11 protein-coding genes and 1 pseudogene are annotated in these 16415 nt (G+C 66.8%); 8 read left to right on the top strand and 4 right to left on the bottom strand.

The genetic code is table 11. From position 1 onward, the window contains the following. Positions 1–281: 281 nt before the first annotated feature. The 5 genes from OU994_RS20340 to OU994_RS20320 all read left to right on the top strand — a co-directional run bounded on the left by OU994_RS20340 (position 282) and on the right by OU994_RS20320 (position 6268). Entirely contained in the window at positions 282–1223 is a 942-nt protein-coding gene (locus tag OU994_RS20340) for an ABC transporter substrate-binding protein (RefSeq protein WP_281607416.1), read from the top strand. 49 nt (positions 1224–1272) lie between these two features. Beyond that, positions 1273–2781, top strand: coding sequence for a sugar ABC transporter ATP-binding protein (locus OU994_RS20335; RefSeq protein ID WP_281607415.1), 1509 nt, complete (start codon positions 1273–1275; stop codon positions 2779–2781). A 9-nt stretch (positions 2782–2790) separates the two neighbouring features. Next, entirely contained in the window at positions 2791–3885 is a 1095-nt protein-coding gene (locus tag OU994_RS20330; RefSeq protein ID WP_373922472.1) for a ribose ABC transporter permease, read from the top strand. Between the two features lie 72 nt (positions 3886–3957). Further along, complete coding sequence (locus tag OU994_RS20325; RefSeq protein WP_281607414.1) at positions 3958–4869, top strand: carbohydrate kinase; 912 nt, start codon at positions 3958–3960, stop codon at positions 4867–4869. 205 nt (positions 4870–5074) lie between these two features. Then, the gene (locus OU994_RS20320; protein WP_281607413.1) at positions 5075–6268 is read left to right on the top strand and encodes a carbohydrate porin; all 1194 of its coding nucleotides are present in this window, start codon (positions 5075–5077) and stop codon (positions 6266–6268) included. A 111-nt stretch (positions 6269–6379) separates the two neighbouring features. Here the strand turns inward: OU994_RS20320 and OU994_RS20315 are convergent, their stop codons facing one another. Then, positions 6380–7411 (bottom strand): PEP-CTERM sorting domain-containing protein, encoded by a 1032-nt coding sequence (locus OU994_RS20315; RefSeq protein WP_281607412.1) that lies wholly within the window; start codon positions 7409–7411, stop codon positions 6380–6382. Between the two features lie 98 nt (positions 7412–7509). Next, positions 7510–8049, bottom strand: a complete 540-nt coding sequence (locus OU994_RS20310; protein WP_281607411.1) for a PEP-CTERM sorting domain-containing protein — start codon at positions 8047–8049, stop codon at positions 7510–7512. Positions 8050–8415: 366 nt separating this feature from the next. On the opposite strand from OU994_RS20310, the gene OU994_RS20305 reads away from it, so the two are divergent. Beyond that, positions 8416–10896 carry a P-loop ATPase, Sll1717 family gene (locus OU994_RS20305; protein WP_281607410.1) on the top strand — a complete coding sequence of 827 codons (2481 nt, stop codon included), beginning with the start codon at positions 8416–8418 and terminating at the stop codon, positions 10894–10896. Between the two features lie 113 nt (positions 10897–11009). Here OU994_RS20305 and OU994_RS20300 read toward each other — a convergent pair whose 3' ends face one another. Both OU994_RS20300 and OU994_RS20295 read right to left on the bottom strand, forming a co-directional pair. Further along, positions 11010–11666, bottom strand: a complete 657-nt coding sequence (locus OU994_RS20300; RefSeq protein WP_281607409.1) for a PEP-CTERM sorting domain-containing protein — start codon at positions 11664–11666, stop codon at positions 11010–11012. A gap of 547 nt (positions 11667–12213) precedes the next feature. Continuing rightward, positions 12214–12870, bottom strand: a complete 657-nt coding sequence (locus tag OU994_RS20295) for a PEP-CTERM sorting domain-containing protein (protein ID WP_281607408.1) — start codon at positions 12868–12870, stop codon at positions 12214–12216. A 458-nt stretch (positions 12871–13328) separates the two neighbouring features. Between OU994_RS20295 and OU994_RS20290 the strand changes: the two are divergent. Both OU994_RS20290 and OU994_RS20285 read left to right on the top strand, forming a co-directional pair. Further along, positions 13329–14036, top strand: a pseudogene (locus tag OU994_RS20290) (TonB-dependent receptor plug domain-containing protein); the annotation flags it as partial. Positions 14037–15651: 1615 nt separating this feature from the next. Next, the gene (locus tag OU994_RS20285) at positions 15652–16407 is read left to right on the top strand and encodes a TonB-dependent receptor domain-containing protein (protein WP_281611671.1); all 756 of its coding nucleotides are present in this window, start codon (positions 15652–15654) and stop codon (positions 16405–16407) included. Positions 16408–16415 lie beyond the last annotated feature (8 nt).

The raw sequence follows: 16415 nt of genomic DNA, 5'->3' as shown, positions 1-16415 counted from the left end.
ATACTCGTCTGCAATAAGCGCTTTGTGGTCGGCGCATCACGCGGTGCATCGACTGCGGGCCGCCCTGTGCGAAGCCATGGTGCCAAGCATTTTCCCCCATGGAATTATCCAGCCGAACCACCGCCGAGCTGTTGTAAAAAAACCAGTTGACGTGAAAAAGTCGACACGTGTAAAGTTCGCTCGTGACGACAGAATCACACCAGAGCGGCGTGCCGGCAGCGGCATCGGCGCGGGCGGCACCCAGCGCGCCGCCCCTCTACAAACCACGCGGAGACACAGCAATGACAAGACATCCATTGGCCGCCTGCATCGCGGCTCTCGCACTGGCGATGGCCAGCCAGGCTTGCGCGGCGCGGCCGCTGAAGGCGGTGGGCGTCGCCGTCAGCGACCTCGCCAATCCCTACTTCGTGGCCATCGGCAAGGGCGCGGCCGATGCGGCCAGGAAGATCGGCGGCGACAAGGTGCGCGTCACCACCGTCTCCAGCAAGTACGACCTGAATACGCAGGTCGGCCAGATCGAGAACTTCATCGCCAACAAGGTCGACATCCTCGTCGTCAACGCCACCGATCCGAAAGGCATCGCGCCCGTGCTGCAGAAGGCCCGCAACGCAGGCATCGTGGTCATGGCGGTCGACGTCGGCGCCGACAATGCCGACGCCACGATCATGTCCGACAACACGATGGCCGGCGTGGAATCGTGCCGGCGCATCGTCGAGCGGCTGGGCGGCAGGGGCAACGTGGTGATCGTCAACGGCCCGCCCGTCACCGCCGTGATCGCGCGCGTGGCGGGCTGCCGCAAGGCCTTCGCCAGCACCGCCATCCGGGTCGTGTCCGACAACCAGGATGCCAAGGGCAGCCTCGATGGCGGCATGGAAGTGATGACCAACATCCTGATCGCGCACCGCCGCATCGACGCGGTGTTCGCCATCAACGACCCGTCCGCGATCGGCGCCGAACTGGCCGTCAAGCAGGCCGGCCGCGGCGACGTGCGGATGGTCGCTTCCGTCGATGGCGCACCGGATGCGGAAGCGGCGCTGAGATCGAAGAACAGCATTTTCGCCGTCACCGCCGCGCAGGACCCGTACCGCATGGCGACGATGGCGATCGAGATCGGCTACGGAATCATGCATGGCAAGCGGCCGGCCAATCCCGTCGTGCTGATTCCTACCCCGGCGATCACCAAGGCCAACGTGGCGGGCTACAAGGGCTGGGCCAGCCACTAGGTCCCGGCACGCTCCCGCGACACACAAAGACAACCTCACTGGAGGAGACATGGCAACAGCAATCCCGCAACCCGTGCTCGACGTATCCGGCATCCGCAAGCGTTTCGGCGCCGTCACGGTGCTCGACGGCGTGCAGCTCTGCATCCGCCCCGGCGAGATCCACGCGCTGATGGGCGAGAACGGCGCCGGCAAGAGCACGCTGATGAAGATCCTGGCCGGCGTGTACCAGCCGGATGCCGGCGAGATCCGTGTCGCCGGCAAGCCGGTGCGGCTGGCCTGCCCGGCGGACGCCCGCGCCTGCGGCATCAACCTGATCTACCAGGAGCTGTCGGTGGCGCCCAACCTCACCGTGGCGCAGAACATCTTCATGGGCGCGGAGCCGCGCGGGCGCTTCGGCACCATCGATACCGCGCAGATGAACCGCCGCGCCGCCGAAGTGCTGCGCAGCCTCGGCGCCACCTTCGCTCCCACCCGCATCGCCAGCGGGCTGTCCATCGCCGACCAGCAGCAGGTGGAGATCGCCCGCGCGCTGGTGCACGAGAGCCGCGTGCTGATCATGGACGAGCCGACGGCGGCGCTGTCCGAGCGCGAGGCCGGGCGCCTGTTCGACGTGATGCGGGACCTGCGCGCGCGCGGCATCGCGATCATCTACATCAGCCACCGCATGGCCGAGGTGCGCATGCTGGCCGACCGCGTGACCGTGCTGCGCGACGGCACCTGGATCGGCGAGCTCGATCGCGAGGAAGCCACCCCGGAGACGGTGGTGCGCATGATGGTCGGCCGCGAACTCGGTGGCTTCTACGAACATGCCCGGCAGCGCGCACCCGGCGCCGTGCGGCTCAAGCTGGATGGCGTGCATGGCGCCAGGGTGCAGCCGGCCTCGCTGGAAGTGCGGGCCGGTGAAATCGTCGGGCTTGCCGGCCTGGTCGGCGCCGGCCGCACCGAGCTGGCACGCCTGGTGTTCGGCGCCGACCCGCGCGCCGGCGGCACGATCGAGGTCGACGGCCAGCCGGTGACGATCCGCGAGCCGGCCGATGCGATCCGGCTGGGCATCGCCTACGTGCCGGAAGACCGCAAGGGGCAAGGGCTGTTCCTGCAGCAGTCCCTGCTGGCGAACGTGACGATGAACGTGCTCGGCGTGCATGCCCGCTGCGGGGTATTGCGGCATGGCGAACTGCTGAGCGTGACCCGCGCGGCGATCTCCCGCCTCTCTGCCCGCGGGGCCGGGCCCGAAGGCATCATCGGCGGCCTGTCGGGCGGCAACCAGCAAAAGCTGCTGCTGGCGCGCTGGCTGGCCATCGGGCCGCGCGTGCTGATCCTCGACGAGCCCACGCGCGGTGTCGACATCGGCGCCAAGCACGAGATCTACCGGATCATCCACGAACTGGCCGGCGAGGGCGTCGCCGTGCTGTGCATCTCCAGCGAGCTGGCCGAGATCATCGGCGTGTGCGACCGGGTGCTGGTCATGCGCGAAGGCTGGCTGGCCGGCGAACTGGAAGGCGAACGCATCACCCAGGAAAACATCATGGCGCTGGCCACCCTGGCCCAGGCCGCATAAGGAGACATCATGCTCATCAATCCAGGCAAGACCCTCGACGTTTCATCGCTGGCCGCGGCGCCGGACCGCGGCACCCAGGACCACGGACCTTCACCTGCCACCCCGGCGCCGCGCGCGGCCGGGCAGCGCGGCATCGGCCACGCCATCTCGCGCATGTTCGCCACGCTCGGCATGCTGCCGGTACTGGTCCTGCTGTACATCGTGTTCTACTTCCTGACCGGGTATTTCGCCGAGGACGGCATCTCGAACTTCGCCACCTCGGCCAACACGATGAACGTGCTGCGCCAGACCTCCATCAACCTGGTGCTGGCCACCGGCATGACCTTCGTGATCCTCACCGGCGGCATCGACCTGTCGGTGGGCTCGGTGCTGGCCGTGTCGGCGGTGCTCGGCATGATCGCCTCGCTGCCGGGCAATGCGCCGGCGCTGTCGCTGCCGGTATTCCTCTCGGCCGGTCTCGGCCTGGGCCTGCTGAACGGCGTGCTGGTGGCCGGCTTCCGCATCAACCCCTTCGTCGTCACGCTGGGCACGATGACCGCGCTGCGCGGTAGCGCCTACCTGCTGGCGGACGGTACCACCATCCTGAACCGGGACATCCCGAGCTTCGAGTGGATCGGCAACGACAGCTTCGCCGGCCTGCCGTGGCTGGTGTGGGTGGCCGCCGCGCTGGTGGTGGTGGCCTGGTTCATCCTGCGCCGCACGGTGCTGGGCATGCACGTGTACGCGGTCGGCGGCAACGCGCAGGCGGCGCGCCTGACCGGCATCAAGGTCGGCCTGGTCACGGTGTTCGTGTATGCGTTCTCCGGGCTGTGCGCCGGTACCGCGGGCGCCATGTCCGCCAGCCGCCTGTATGGCGCCAACGGCAACTGGGGTTCCGGCTACGAGCTCGACGCGATCGCCGCCGTGGTGCTGGGCGGCACCAGCCTGATGGGCGGCGTGGGCACCATCTGGGGCACGGTCATCGGTGCCCTGATCATCGCGCTCCTCAACAATGGCCTGACGATCCTCGGCCTGTCGTCGTTCTGGCAGTACGTGGCCAAGGGCACGGTCATCGTGCTGGCCGTGATGCTGGACAAATGGCGCCACCAGCAGCAAGCCAACTGAAACAGGCAAACCGCAACAAGCCAACCGCAACAAGCCAACTACAACAAATTAACCGAGACAGGCAAAACAAACATGACAGACAACCGATTTCCCCGCTACGTGGTCTTTGGCGAAGCCCTGACCGACATGATCCGCCAGGACGACGGCACCTGGCACTCGCACCCCGGCGGCTCGTGCTGGAACGTGGCGCGGGTAGGTGCCCGGCTGGGACTGCACACCGGCTATGCCGGCGCCGTCAGCAACGATGCCTTCGGCGACGAGATCGCCGCGGCCAGCGGGCAGGCCGGCCTGGATGAACGCTTCCTGCAGCGCGCCGACGCGCCGCCCTTCATCGCCATGGTGACGTCGCGCCATCCGCCGCGTTATGTCTTCCTCGGGGAGAACAGCGCGGACCTGCATTTCCAGCCCGCGCGGCTGCCGGAGGGATGGATCGAGGCGGCCGACGTGATCCACCTGGGCAGCCTGTCCCTGGCGCGCCAGCCCCTGGCGCAGCGGCTGGTGGAGCAGGCCGTGCTGGCACGGCGTGCCGGCCGCCGCATCGCCTTCGATCCGAACTTCCGCAACGAGATGCGCGATCCCGCCTACCGGCCGGTATTCCAGCAGGTCGCCGCGATCGCCAGCTACATCAAGGTGTCCGATGAAGACCTGGAAGGCCTGTTCCCGGGCCGCTCGCCGGGCGACGCGCTGGCCGAATTGCGCGCGCTGGCGCCGGACGCCGAGATCCTGCTCACGCGCGGCGCCGATGGCCTGACCCTGATCAGCGGAGAAGCTGTGCTGGAAGCCCCGGCGCGCCGCGTGGCGGTCGTCGACACCGTCGGCTGCGGCGATGCATCGATGGCGGGCTGGATCAGCGGCATGCTGCTGCATCCGGACCTGCCGGCGCCACGCCAGCTGGCCCGCATCGCGGCGGTGGCCGCGGTGGCCGCGATGCATGCTGGGCCCTATGCCCCGTCCGCGCAGGAAGCCGACGCGCTGCTCGACTAACGGCGCAGCGCCACCCGGGCAGCGGACTTTCCCCGCCTGCCACCCGAGCCGTCCGGTGCGCCGCCGGAACGGCTCACCCATCCCGTCCCGACCCATTGAAGCTGCCGCGGCGCCGTGCCGCGGCGGGAGGGACCCGCTTTGCCTCGCGTTCGCGCGCCGTTCCGGCACGCGGACTCCGAACCAATAGAAACCATCAGGAGACATCATGCGCATGAATCGCATCGCGCTGGCGCTGCTCGCGCTCGCGCCGGTTTTTCCCGCGGCCGCCGTGGAGGTCCAGCCGTATCTGCGCGCCCACGCCGGCGTCAATTCCGAGCATGGCGGGCAAACCTGCTTCGGCCTGGCCGGCGCGGAATCGAAGTACCGGCTGGGCAACGAATGCGGTGTCTATGGCGAGCTGCTGCTCGGCCAGGAACTGCAGCGCGGCACCGACGGCTCGGCCCTGAAGGGCTACGCGATGCTCAACCTGGCCAACGATGCCGCGTCCAGCAATGCGCGGCGGCCGCAGGGCGGCTGGTCCATCGGCCTGCCGCAAGCCTACCTGGCGCTTGAGAACCTGCCCGCCCTGGGCGGCGCCACGCTGTGGGCCGGGCGGCGCTACTACAAGCGCGAATCGACACACATCACCGACTTCATGTACTGGAATCCGTCCGGCCTGGGCGGCGGCATCGAGAACCTGCCGGTCGGCGGCCTGCGTTTCAGCTACGCGTTCCTGCACGACGACCGGGAGACCATGCCCACCATGCCGGTCGGCGACACGGCCAGCCGGCACGACTTCCAGCTGCGCGGCCTGGAAGTGAATCCCGGCGGGGCGCTGGAATTCGGCGTGACGCTCATCCACGGCAATGGCGAGGGCGACCGCCACGGCGGCTCGATGCTGACCGTGCAGCACCGGCAGGGCGGCTTGCCCGGCGGCGGCGAGAACCGGCTTGCGCTCCAGTGGGGCACCGGCGCGGGCGCCGACAATGGCGCGACGGGCAATACCAGCAACGGCAGCGACGTGCACCGGCTGCGCATCGTCGAGGGCTGGCATGCCCAGGTCACGGCGCGGCTGGGCGCCGAGCTGGTCGCCGTGTGGCAGCGCGATACGGCGCACGATCCGGCCAAGGCGAAGACCTGGGCCAGCGCGGGCGGGCGCGTCTCGTATGGCATCACCGACCATGTGAAGCTGCTGGCCGACCTCGGGCATGACCGGGTGGCGCCACGCCATGGGGAGGCGCGGCGGTTGACCAAGTTCACCGGCGCGGTGGCGCTGTCTTCAGGGCGCGGCTACTTCGAGCGCCCCGAACTGCGCCTGTTCTTCACGCATGCGCGCTGGAACGACGCGGCCCGCGCCGCGGCGGCCGATGGCGATCCATTGGCCGCGAACGGCGTGTTCGGCAAGACCCTGAGCGGGTAGGCCGGTGGGGATCGCGTTCGAGAACTGCTGGTAGATCGCGTGCGGCGCCATGCGTTGCCGGAGGCGCCCCGCACCCGGAGAGCCGGCGCGTCCCGCGCCGGCTTGTCTGCCTCAGCGGCGGCGCCGCCCGGCCCAGCCCAGCACGGCCGCCCCGGCCAGCAGCATCCCGTACGTGGCCGGTTCCGGCACCGGCGACAGCAGCACGACACGGTAATCCGTGCCGTCGTGCGCGGTCGCCAGGATCTGTCCCGCTTCATTGACCGCGGTGGTGCCGAACGACCACCCCGCTGCGCCTTCGGTCAGCGCGGCGATGCTGGTCTTGACGCCATCCTCGACGATGACGCCCCAGCCAGCCTGGTCGGTTCCGTAGATGCGTCCGCCCGCGTCGATATACGAAATCCGCGACAGGTCGCTGTGGTCCTCCACCATGCCGTCGGCGCGGATGATGTAGGCATGGCTGGAGTGCATCTCGTCGCGGCTGCCGAACACCTCGCCCTGTTCCGAGATGCCGTCGACACTGTAGCCGAACTCGGACTGGAAGGTACCCAGGTCTTCCATTTCCCCGTCGGTCCAGCGGAACACGCGGCCATAGCCTTCCTCGGTGCTGGAAATGCCGGCGACCTGGCCGCGCTCGTTCAGCGCGCTGCCCCACGTGTAGTTGCCACCCAGCGAACCCAGGTCGACCATGCCGCCCGCTTCGCTCCACACGTAGCTGCCGAACGCCAGGTCGTTCGGCTTCCCGTAGGTCACCAGTACGGAGCCGGCGTTGTTGACGGCGCGTGCCGTACTCGAGTCGCCAGCCAGCCCGCCAAGGTCCCGGTAGGTGCCGTTGGCATACACGAATGCGCGTTCCTCCCACGTCGACGTCCCGGCCGTGCCGACGATCGTGCCGTGGTCATTGATCCCCCACGCGCCGCTGCTGACGATCGAGGAGGGCAGCGGCACGGCGGCGATCCCCGCTGCCGAGTAGGTCTGGGCGACATAATCGCAGCATTCGCCGCCCTGGCCGGCGCCCACGCCGAGGTTGTTGATGTCGTGTATCCGGCTCCAGTCGCCCAGCACGGTGAACTTGTAGCCGGGCGCCGCCAGGGCGGGAGCGGTGGCAGCGGCGGTCAACAGGGTTGCAACGAGCAGTTTTTGCATGCATCGGTCTCCATGAGGTCGAGGAAAAATACGCCGGCCTGACGACATGCGCGTCGCCATGCCGGTGCTGCAATGGGTAACGGGCCACGCGCTTCGGCTCAGCCAGCCCGGCGGCGCCGTGCCAGCAGCAGGCCGGCCAGGCCGGTGCCGAGCATGGCCCAGGTCGCGGGCTCGGGCACGGGGCTGGTACTGACATACAGCCGCGTCTCCGGCGTCCATGCCAGGTCGACGAAGACAAAGTTGCCCCCTGCCTCGACAATGTGCTGGTAGTACTGGCCGATAAAGACGCCGGTCGCCGTGGACGTGTCGGGGTGTTCTTCCAGCGTGATGGCGTGGAAATTCAGGCCGGTGTCGGGCCCGTAGGAAAAGCCGGTCAGGCATTCGAAGCCGTCGGTAGTACTGGTGCACCAATTGCCGATCGACAGTTTGCCGAACTCGAGGATGCTCAGCTCATTCTGGGAATAGGCGCCGTCCTGGTCCACGTCGGTGGCCACGAAGCGGCCAGTCACCCAGCGCTCCGGATCGAAGGCTTCGGCGATGTTGTCGTAAAAACCCTGGTAGCCGAAATAGACGACCTCGGCGGAGGCGCTCCCGATCGCGAGCATGCCCAGTACGGCGGCGGCAAGTGCTTTTTTCATTGGAAATCCCCTTGGAAAGTAGCGGCGACATGGGCAATGCCCGGCGCCCGCGCTGTCGCGGCGCTGGCGGCGGTGAGGGTGCTGGACAAGATTTTGGCATGCCATGTTGCCTTTTGTTGGCTTATGCATAACGTTGCGCGACAAGTGAGGCTTTTTGTTCATTGCAGACGGCTAGTCATGCGGCGGGCCGGGCGGGCAGGTCGGGACGCCCATGGCGCCCCTTCCCCTCGCGCGCAACGATGCCCGCGCAGGCGGGCCACTTTGGCGATACCATGGACAGGGCGCCGCGGCTCGCCGCAAGCGCCGTCGATGACCGGTGCTTGCCGCAGCGGCCCAGCCGTGCCGTTCCCCTTCCAGGTGGCCCCCATGAGCGCACTCAGAGACTATCAGGACGCACTGGACAACCTCGGCTCCACCGTGATCCAGCGGCCCGTGCTGGCACGGATCCAGGGCCTGCTGTTCGCGCCGGAGCGGCCGCACGTCTTCCTGGCCGGCGAACCCGGCTCGGGCAAGACACTCACGCTGCGCATGCTGGCCAAGCAGCTGCGCGGCGCGGGCCACGTGGTCGCCTTTGAAGACCTTTTTTCGCCCGACTCGGAAAACGTCGTCGGGCAGGTCCTGTCGGCCTTCGTGCAATTGCTGCTGCAGGCGCGCTCGGTGGACCAGGAGCGGATTGCCGAGCTGTCGTCGATCCGCTCCGCGCTGCTGTCGGCGGCATACATGCGGGGCCTGTCCGAGCGGGTGTTCCAGCTTGCCGGAAGCATCGTCGAGCCTGGCCAGCGCATCTTCATGCTGCTCGACGGCGTCGACGGCATCGCCGACCGGCTGTCCGCCGAACGCCTGCTCGACTGGGCTGGCGGCGTGCCGCGCGACGTGCTGCAGGTCGTGGTGGCCGGCAGTCCTGTCCACCGGGACGACACGCGGCTGGCGCGGCGCTTCGGGTTCGTCTCGCTGGACGAGCTGACCCGGGAAGAGACCGACGCCCTCGTGCAGCGCTATCTCGCCCGGCGGAACAGGCCGCCGATGGATGCCGAAGGCCTGGCGGCGATGTTCCGGGAAACCCGCGGCCACCCCAAGGCCATCAAGAACGTGCTGCTGTGGTCCGACCTGGACCCGGCCATCGCGCAGCGGATGGCCCGTGGCGAAGCGTTCGCGGCCGATTTTCGGCTGGTGGCGGAACATGTCGACAGCATCCTGTCGAATATCGACGATGAACTGCCGGCGGCCCGCAGCGAACGCTACCTGCTGGCCTGCGCCATCCTGCAGCCGGTTGCCCGCTCCCGCCTGCTGGCATGGTCGGCGCTGCCCGAGGAAGTGTTCAATGCCTGGACCGCCCACGCGGTGGACTGGGGCCTGGTCACCGTCGACCAGGACACCTTCTCGATCAAGACGCCTGAACTGCGGGCCAACCTGATCCGCGACCGTGTGCTGGGCACGCCGGTGCTGCTGTCGCAACTGGGTTTCGGCGACGAAGCGGCCGAACGCGACAAGCTGTTCAGCACCAGCTTCACCATCCCCGAGGATGTCGGTCCCATCATGCGCCGCGAGAAAACCATCGTGCTGGGCGACCGTGGCGCCGGCAAGAGCGCGATCTTCCGCATGATGAGCGAGAACATCGGCGGCCAGGTGCCGGACAATGTGCTGGTGGTGGGTTCGCAGAACCCCAACGATTTCCTGCAGGCGCTGGCGGTCAGCCAACCCATCGCTTCCGCGGAAAAGTTCAAGGCCTTCTGGCTGCTGTACGTGGCCACGCTGGCGGCGCAGGCCTTGCAGGACCAGGCCGGCGCACTGGGACCGGGCGCGGCCGGCTACGGCAGGGATGCGCGGCGCCTGCTGCGCGAAGTCCACCAGGGCGGGAATATCCGCGGCGAGCCGCGCGGCGCCGCGTTGCTGGCCGGCCTCAGGGCCTTCCTGCCCGAGAAGGTGAGTTTCACCGTGGGGCCGGTCAAGGTGGACCAGGCGCTGGGCGGCGGCATCCGCTCGCGCAGCCCGCTGAACATCGTCGGCTTCCTGGCCAGCACGGACGCTCTGCTGGTCGCGCTGGGCAAGTCGATGGTGGTGATCTTCGACCAGATCGACGAGTCGCACAAATACGAGCGCGCCGTGCAGGAATCGCTGGTACAGGGATTGATGCTGGCGGAATCGTACCTGTCGCAGAAAGAGGCGATCCGGCTGACCGTGCTGCTGCGCAACGACCTGTTCGAGATCTATGACATCCAGGAAAAGAACAAGTTCGTCTCGCGCACCGCCAGCCTGCGCTGGTCGGCCGACCGGCTGGTCGCGCAGCTGGTCGACCGCGCCGCCAGCAATGCCAGCATCGGTGCGATCCGCGACGTCATCGCCAGGCTCGCCGACGATGCGGGCGCCCGCACCGACATGATGCTGCGCGTGCTGTTCCCGGAAGAGATCGAGGGCAAGAGCTTCCGCCAGTGGCTGTTCGACGGGCTGGAAAACGCCAACAAGCGCGTGTCGCCCAGGCAGATCATCCTGTTCCTGAACATCCTGCGGGACAAGGTGCGCAATGGCGGCGCGGTGGCCACGATTCCGCTGTTTTCCGAAGCCAGCGTGGTGGGCGCGTTGACGGAACTATCCGAGCACAGCTACAAGGAAGTGGTGGCCGATTTCCGCGTGGCGGTGGGCTTCGTCATGAACTGCCGTGCCGGCAAGTTCACCCGCTTCAAGCTCGACGACGTGGCGCAACTGTTCGACGACGACGACGGCCCGCGTGCCAGGCAGATCGAACAGCTGCAGCGGCTGGGATTCCTGGAGGCGGAAATCGTCGTCGAGGATGGCCGGCATGTGCGCATGTTCCAGATTCCCGGCATTTATACGCGCTGCTGGAGCTGATGCGGGGGGGCCGCGATGGTCGGACGGAAATCGTCCAATAAAAAACCCGCGGCGCCAGCCGCGGGTTTCCTGTGACCGCGGCACCAGCCGCGGTGTCGCTCCGGTCCGCGGAATCAGGCCTTCTGGGCCTTGCGGCGCGCCAGGTAGCCAACCAGGCCCAGGCCGCCCAGCAGCATGCCGTAGGTGCTTGGTTCCGGCACGGCCGCCACGGACAGGTGCAGGTCGTTCACGGTGGCCCACACGCCCGGCTGGTCCTCGGCCGTCATCGTCAGGGTCAGCAGGTCGCCGGTCGACACAAAGCCGACGAACGAATCGAAGTCGGGCGTCTCCAGCGTGTACGATACCGTCGCGCCGGTGCTGTCGGTGGCGGTCAGCACGATGTAGTCGGCCGGCGTGGACGAACCGAACAGGTCCGAGCCGAAGAAGAATCCGCCCGCGCCGGCGATCGGGGTCGCTGCGTCGAACGATACCAGGTCAAGGCGATTGTCCCCGGTCAGCCAGATATCGGAAAAGTCATCGCTTGCACCCCACAGCGAGCTCGATTCCGGCCCTGCGGAAACGGTGTAGGCATAGTCGCCGGCAAAGCGGTCCAGCGGACCGTCATACGCGTCCACGTCGAGGTCATCGAACGTATCGACGCCGGTGTTGCCCACCGCGGCCAGGTAGGCGGACTGGCTGGTGTATGTGGTGATTTCTGCTTGCGCGGCGCCGACGGCGCACAGCAGGACTGCGGAAGCGATTGCGGTCGATACAAAGCGGGAAATACGCACAGTGAACTCCTTGACAGGTATGTTAGGAAAGGCACGTCGCTTATGGCGGGTGCAGCTCTACTGTACTCCTGCTGCTTGTCTTGGCAACAACAACTTAGGAATAACTTAATGCAGTTTATTTGTCGAGGCTGGTCATACGCATGTAACCAAATGTCATGAAATGTAGCGTTCATGCGGGTTCTGGGCTCAGCCGTTTTCGCCAGGCTGCCACATTCTGATGTTGTAAATTTACGCCATCAGCAAACAAAGCTTGACTTCCAAACGTGGTTGCGCCTCGTTTGCACGATGGGTGATGCTTGCAAGATAGTATGGAGTGTGACCATGAAAGGTGGCCGGACCACTGCGATAACGGTTCCGCTATCGGTGGGACCTGAAAGCGATGAGCGGTCTACTTGCAAGGCGTCGCGCATCGGATGCGCTGATCGTCAGCCGTCGCCAGAAAGCATCCGCGGCGATGCGAAGAATCCTCCAGGAAAACCGCGGTTGAGACCGCGGTTTCCTATCACCGCGGTCTCAACCGCGGGTGTTCACTGGCCGCCTTGCGGACTCAGGCCTTCTTTGCCTTGCGGCGAGCCATGTAGCCGACCAGGCCCAGGCCACCCAGCAGCATGCCGTAGGTGCTTGGTTCCGGCACGGCCGCCACGGACAGGTGCAGGTCGTTCACGGTAGCCCACACGCCCGGCTGGTCCTCGGCCGTCATCGTCAGCGTCAGCAGGTCGCCGGTCGACACGAAGCCCACGAATGAATCGAAGCCGGGGTTATCCAGCGTGTACGATACCGTCGCGCCGGTGCTGTCGGTGGCGCTCAGCACGAGGTACCCGGCCGGCGTGGACGAGCCGAACAGGTCCGAGCCGAAGAAGAAGCCACCGGCGCCGGCGATCGGGCTCGATGCGTCGAACGAGATCAGGTCAAGGCGATTGTCCGACGACAGCCAGATGTCGGAAAAGTCATCGCTTGCACCGTACAGCGTGCTCGACTCGGGCCCTGCGGAAACGGTGTAGGCGTAGTCACCCGCGAAGCGGTCCAGCGGACCGTCATACGCATCCACGTCGAGGTCATCGAACGTATCGACGCCGGTGTTACCCACCGCAGCCAGGTAGGCGGCCTGGCTGGTATATGTCGTGATTTCTGCGTGAGCGGCGCCGACGGCGCACAGCAGGACTGCGGAAGCGATTGCGGTCGATACAAAGCGGGAAATACGCACAGTGAACTCCTTGACAGGTATGTTAGGAAAGGCACATCGCTTATGGCGGGTGCAGCTCTACTGTACTCCTGGCGCTTGTCTTCGCAACAACTACTTAGGAATAACTTAATTCAGTTTGTTTGCCGAGGCTGGTCACATGCATGTAACCAAATGTCATGAAATGTAGCGTCCATGCGGGTTCTGGACTCAGCCGTAGTGACGGCGCTGTCACATTTTTCGTTGTAAATTTACGCCAGCAGCAAACAATGCTTGACTTTTATATATGTTTCCGCCGCCTTCATGATGATCGAAGCTCGCAACGCGCCGTGCCTGTGTGCCGATCGTAAAGCGATATCCGTTACGGTATCGGTAGCACATAAAAAGTGATTAGCGGTCTGCCCACGCACCGTCGTACATTGAGTGTACTGATCGTCAGGCCGCCGCGAGAAACCATCCGCGGAGACGCGACGAATCGTCCAATGCGCCGCAGAGCGCCGGAGTGGGGAAATACAGTCGTCGCATTGGCGTCGTCATCGACGGCCAGCGCTGCGACCCGGAACCGTGGCGCAACCCGCCCGCTCCCGGACCTGGCACTCCAGCAGACAAGATGTCATCGGGTATCGGCCCACCGCTTCGGCGGTGCGGCCCATCAAAAAAAATACGGAGACCCGATGAACACCCCATTTCAACGCAGATTGATTCACCTCGCCGTGGCCGGTGCCTGCGGCATCCTGGCGACGCACGCGCATGCCCAGGCCGGTGCGCCAGCGACCGCCGGCGCCGAGCCCGGCGACGCCCGGCAGGCCGGGCAGGAGGCAGCCCCGGTGGATTCCGCCGTCGCGCCTGTGACCCCGTCCAGCACCGTCGTCGTCTCGGGCTCGCGCATCGCCGCGCGTGGCTTCACGCAGCCGACCCCGACCACCAGCCTGACGGCCGCCGACTTCGACAAGGCGGCCAAGCCGAACATGTTCGAATCGCTGGTCGAACTGCCGGCCCTGCAGGGCAGCACGGGGCGCACCACGAATACCTTCAGCACGTCCAGCGGCATCCAGGGCCTGTCGTCGCTGTCGCTGCGCGGCCTGGGCACGATCCGCACGCTGACCCTGCTGGACGGCCAGCGCGTGGTCGGTGCCAACGTCACCGGCATCACCGATGTCAGCCAGTTCCCGCAACTGCTGGTCAAGCGCGTCGACGTGGTGACCGGCGGCGCCTCGGCATCGTATGGCTCGGATGCGATCGGCGGCGTGGTCAACTTCATCACCGACAAGAAGTTCGCCGGCTTCAAGGCCAATATCGCCGGCGGCATGACGAAGTACGACGACGACAAGAGCGGCACGCTGCAGGCCGCATGGGGCAAGGGCTTCGTGAATGGCCGGCTGCACGTGACGGCCAGCGGCGAGTTCACCAAGCAGAACGGCATCGATTCGCCGGGCTTCGGCGAAGTGGGCGCGAATGGACGCACCTGGTACAACAATCCGGCCCTGCAGGAATCGACCCGGGCGATGCAGGCGGCCGGCGCGCCGCGCTACCGCAGCATCGTGCACGCCCAGCATGTGCAGTACGCGAAGTACGGCCTGATCACCGCCGGGCCATTGCGCGGCACCGCGTTCGGCCCTGGCGGCACGCCGTACCCCTTTGAATACGGCACCGATTGCGTCGGCAACTTCTGCATCGGCGGCGACCGGTCCGGCAGCGTCGGCGCGGGCACCAACCTGGCGATGAACTTCAAGCGGCAGGTGGCGTATGGGCGCGTGTCCTGGGATCTCGACGGAAACAATGAAATCTACGCCACCGTCAACTGGGCGCAGGTCAAGTCGGCGTTCTCGCCGAACCCTGGCGCGGCCAAGCAGGGCAACCTGTCGATCCGCTGCGATAACGCCTTCCTGCCCGCATCGGTGGCGGCGGGCTGCGCCGCCGGCTACCCGGACGGCGTGATGCCGGTCGGTACCGCGAACGCCCAGTTCCCGGCCAACATCAACGTGCACCCGACGCGCACCCAGCGCCGCTTCGTGGTGGGGGCCGACGGCAGGTTCGCCCTGTTCGGCCGGGACTGGTCGTACGACGCCTATGCCGAACACGGCGAGAACACCACCGTGATCCACGTGCGCGACATCACGCTGAACCGCCGCTACAACTTCGCCATCGATGCCGTCAGGGACCCGGCAACCGGCCAGGTGGTGTGCCGCAGCGCCGAGGCGCGCGCGGCCGGCTGCCAGCCGGTCAACATCTTCGGCGATGTGCCGATCGACCTGGCGGGCTGGCACTACATCGCGCCCCGCAACGGCCCGATGCAGCACACCGATTCGAGCCAGGATGTCGCCAGCATCAACATCAACGGCGAGCTGGCCGAAGGCTGGGCCGGCCCGGTGTCGATGGCCTTCGGTGCCGAGTACCGCCGCGAGAAGTACGCGGTGCATGGCGACCCGTACGGCGCCGGCGTGGCATACGAGTCGCCCTACGGCCCGAGCCATCCCTTCGATCCCACGCTGTCGGCCACGGGCGACAACTGGTTCGCCGGCAATTACCACAATGGCCAGGGCAGCTTCAACGTCAAGGAAGCCTATGTGGAATTGAACATCCCGTTCCTGAAATCGGCCACCTGGGGCGAGGCCAACCTGAATATCGCCGACCGCGAGGAAAAGTACAGCACGGCCGGCCACGCCCGCGCGTGGAAGATCGGCGCCACCTGGAAGACGCCGGTCGACGGCCTGCGGCTGCGCGCGGTGAGTTCGGCGGATGTGCGCGCGCCCAACCTCTCCGAGCTGTATGCCGCGATGACGGTCACCAACCAGGCGGTCAACAATGCGCAGGGCTCGTCGATCCAGATCCAGCAGCGCAACGTCGGTCGACTATTTCGACATCAAGGTGAAGAACGTCATCAGCTCGCTCAATCCGCAGCAGGAAGTGGACCTGTGCTACGGCGGCAACCAGGAGGTGTGCGCCGCCGTATCGATCGACGGCCCGGCCGGCACCAACTATGTGCTGGCGCAGAGCTTCAACTTCGCCTCGCTGCATACGCGCGGCGTCGATATCGAGGGTGCCTGGCGCGTCAACATGGCCGACTACGGCCTGCCCGGCAGCGTGACGCTGCGCGGCCTGGCGACGCGCACCATCCACGCGATCTCCGATCCCGGCGTGCCGGGCACGACGCCGAGCGAAGGCGCCGGCAACATGACCGGGGCCACGCCGAAATGGAAAGCCATGCTGTCGCAGTCGTGGGACGGCCTGCTGGGCGGGAAGGCCGGGCTGACGCTGACCGAGCGGTGGATCAGTTCCGGCGTGTTCAACAACGAGTACATCGAGTGCCAGACCAACTGCCCGCTGCCCACCGCGGCGCACCCGACCATCTACGACAACCACATGCCGGGCGCGGTCTATATCGACCTGGGCGGCACCTGGAACTTCTCGAAGGGGGTAGCCGCCTACTTCAAGGTCGACAACCTGGCCGACCGCGACCCCGTGCTGGTGCCGCAGACGAACCTGAGCCTGGCGCTCAACCCGGCGATCTACGACGCGGTCGGGCGCACCTACCGCGCCGGCGTGCGCATGACGTTCTGAGCCCGGAC

It is taken from the genome of Pseudoduganella sp. SL102, assembly GCF_027856995.1.
GTDB classification, from domain to species: Bacteria; Pseudomonadota; Gammaproteobacteria; order Burkholderiales; family Burkholderiaceae_D; genus Rugamonas; species Rugamonas albidiflava.
This window is presented reverse-complemented; position numbering and strand designations above follow the sequence as displayed.

What these genes read in the sequence shown, in the direction of transcription:
- OU994_RS20320 (WP_281607413.1), top strand. Translation starts at nt 5,075, where the DNA reads ATGCGCATGAATCGCATCGCGCTGGCGCTGCTCGCGCTCGCGCCGGTT.
- OU994_RS20305 (WP_281607410.1), top strand. Translation starts at nt 8,416, where the DNA reads ATGAGCGCACTCAGAGACTATCAGGACGCACTGGACAACCTCGGCTCC.
- OU994_RS20310 (WP_281607411.1), bottom strand. Translation starts at nt 8,049, where the DNA reads ATGAAAAAAGCACTTGCCGCCGCCGTACTGGGCATGCTCGCGATCGGG.
- OU994_RS20285 (WP_281611671.1), top strand. Translation starts at nt 15,652, where the DNA reads ATGCGCAGGGCTCGTCGATCCAGATCCAGCAGCGCAACGTCGGTCGAC.
- OU994_RS20330 (WP_373922472.1), top strand. Translation starts at nt 2,791, where the DNA reads ATGCTCATCAATCCAGGCAAGACCCTCGACGTTTCATCGCTGGCCGCG.
- OU994_RS20340 (WP_281607416.1), top strand. Translation starts at nt 282, where the DNA reads ATGACAAGACATCCATTGGCCGCCTGCATCGCGGCTCTCGCACTGGCG.
- OU994_RS20335 (WP_281607415.1), top strand. Translation starts at nt 1,273, where the DNA reads ATGGCAACAGCAATCCCGCAACCCGTGCTCGACGTATCCGGCATCCGC.
- OU994_RS20325 (WP_281607414.1), top strand. Translation starts at nt 3,958, where the DNA reads ATGACAGACAACCGATTTCCCCGCTACGTGGTCTTTGGCGAAGCCCTG.
- OU994_RS20315 (WP_281607412.1), bottom strand. Translation starts at nt 7,411, where the DNA reads ATGCAAAAACTGCTCGTTGCAACCCTGTTGACCGCCGCTGCCACCGCT.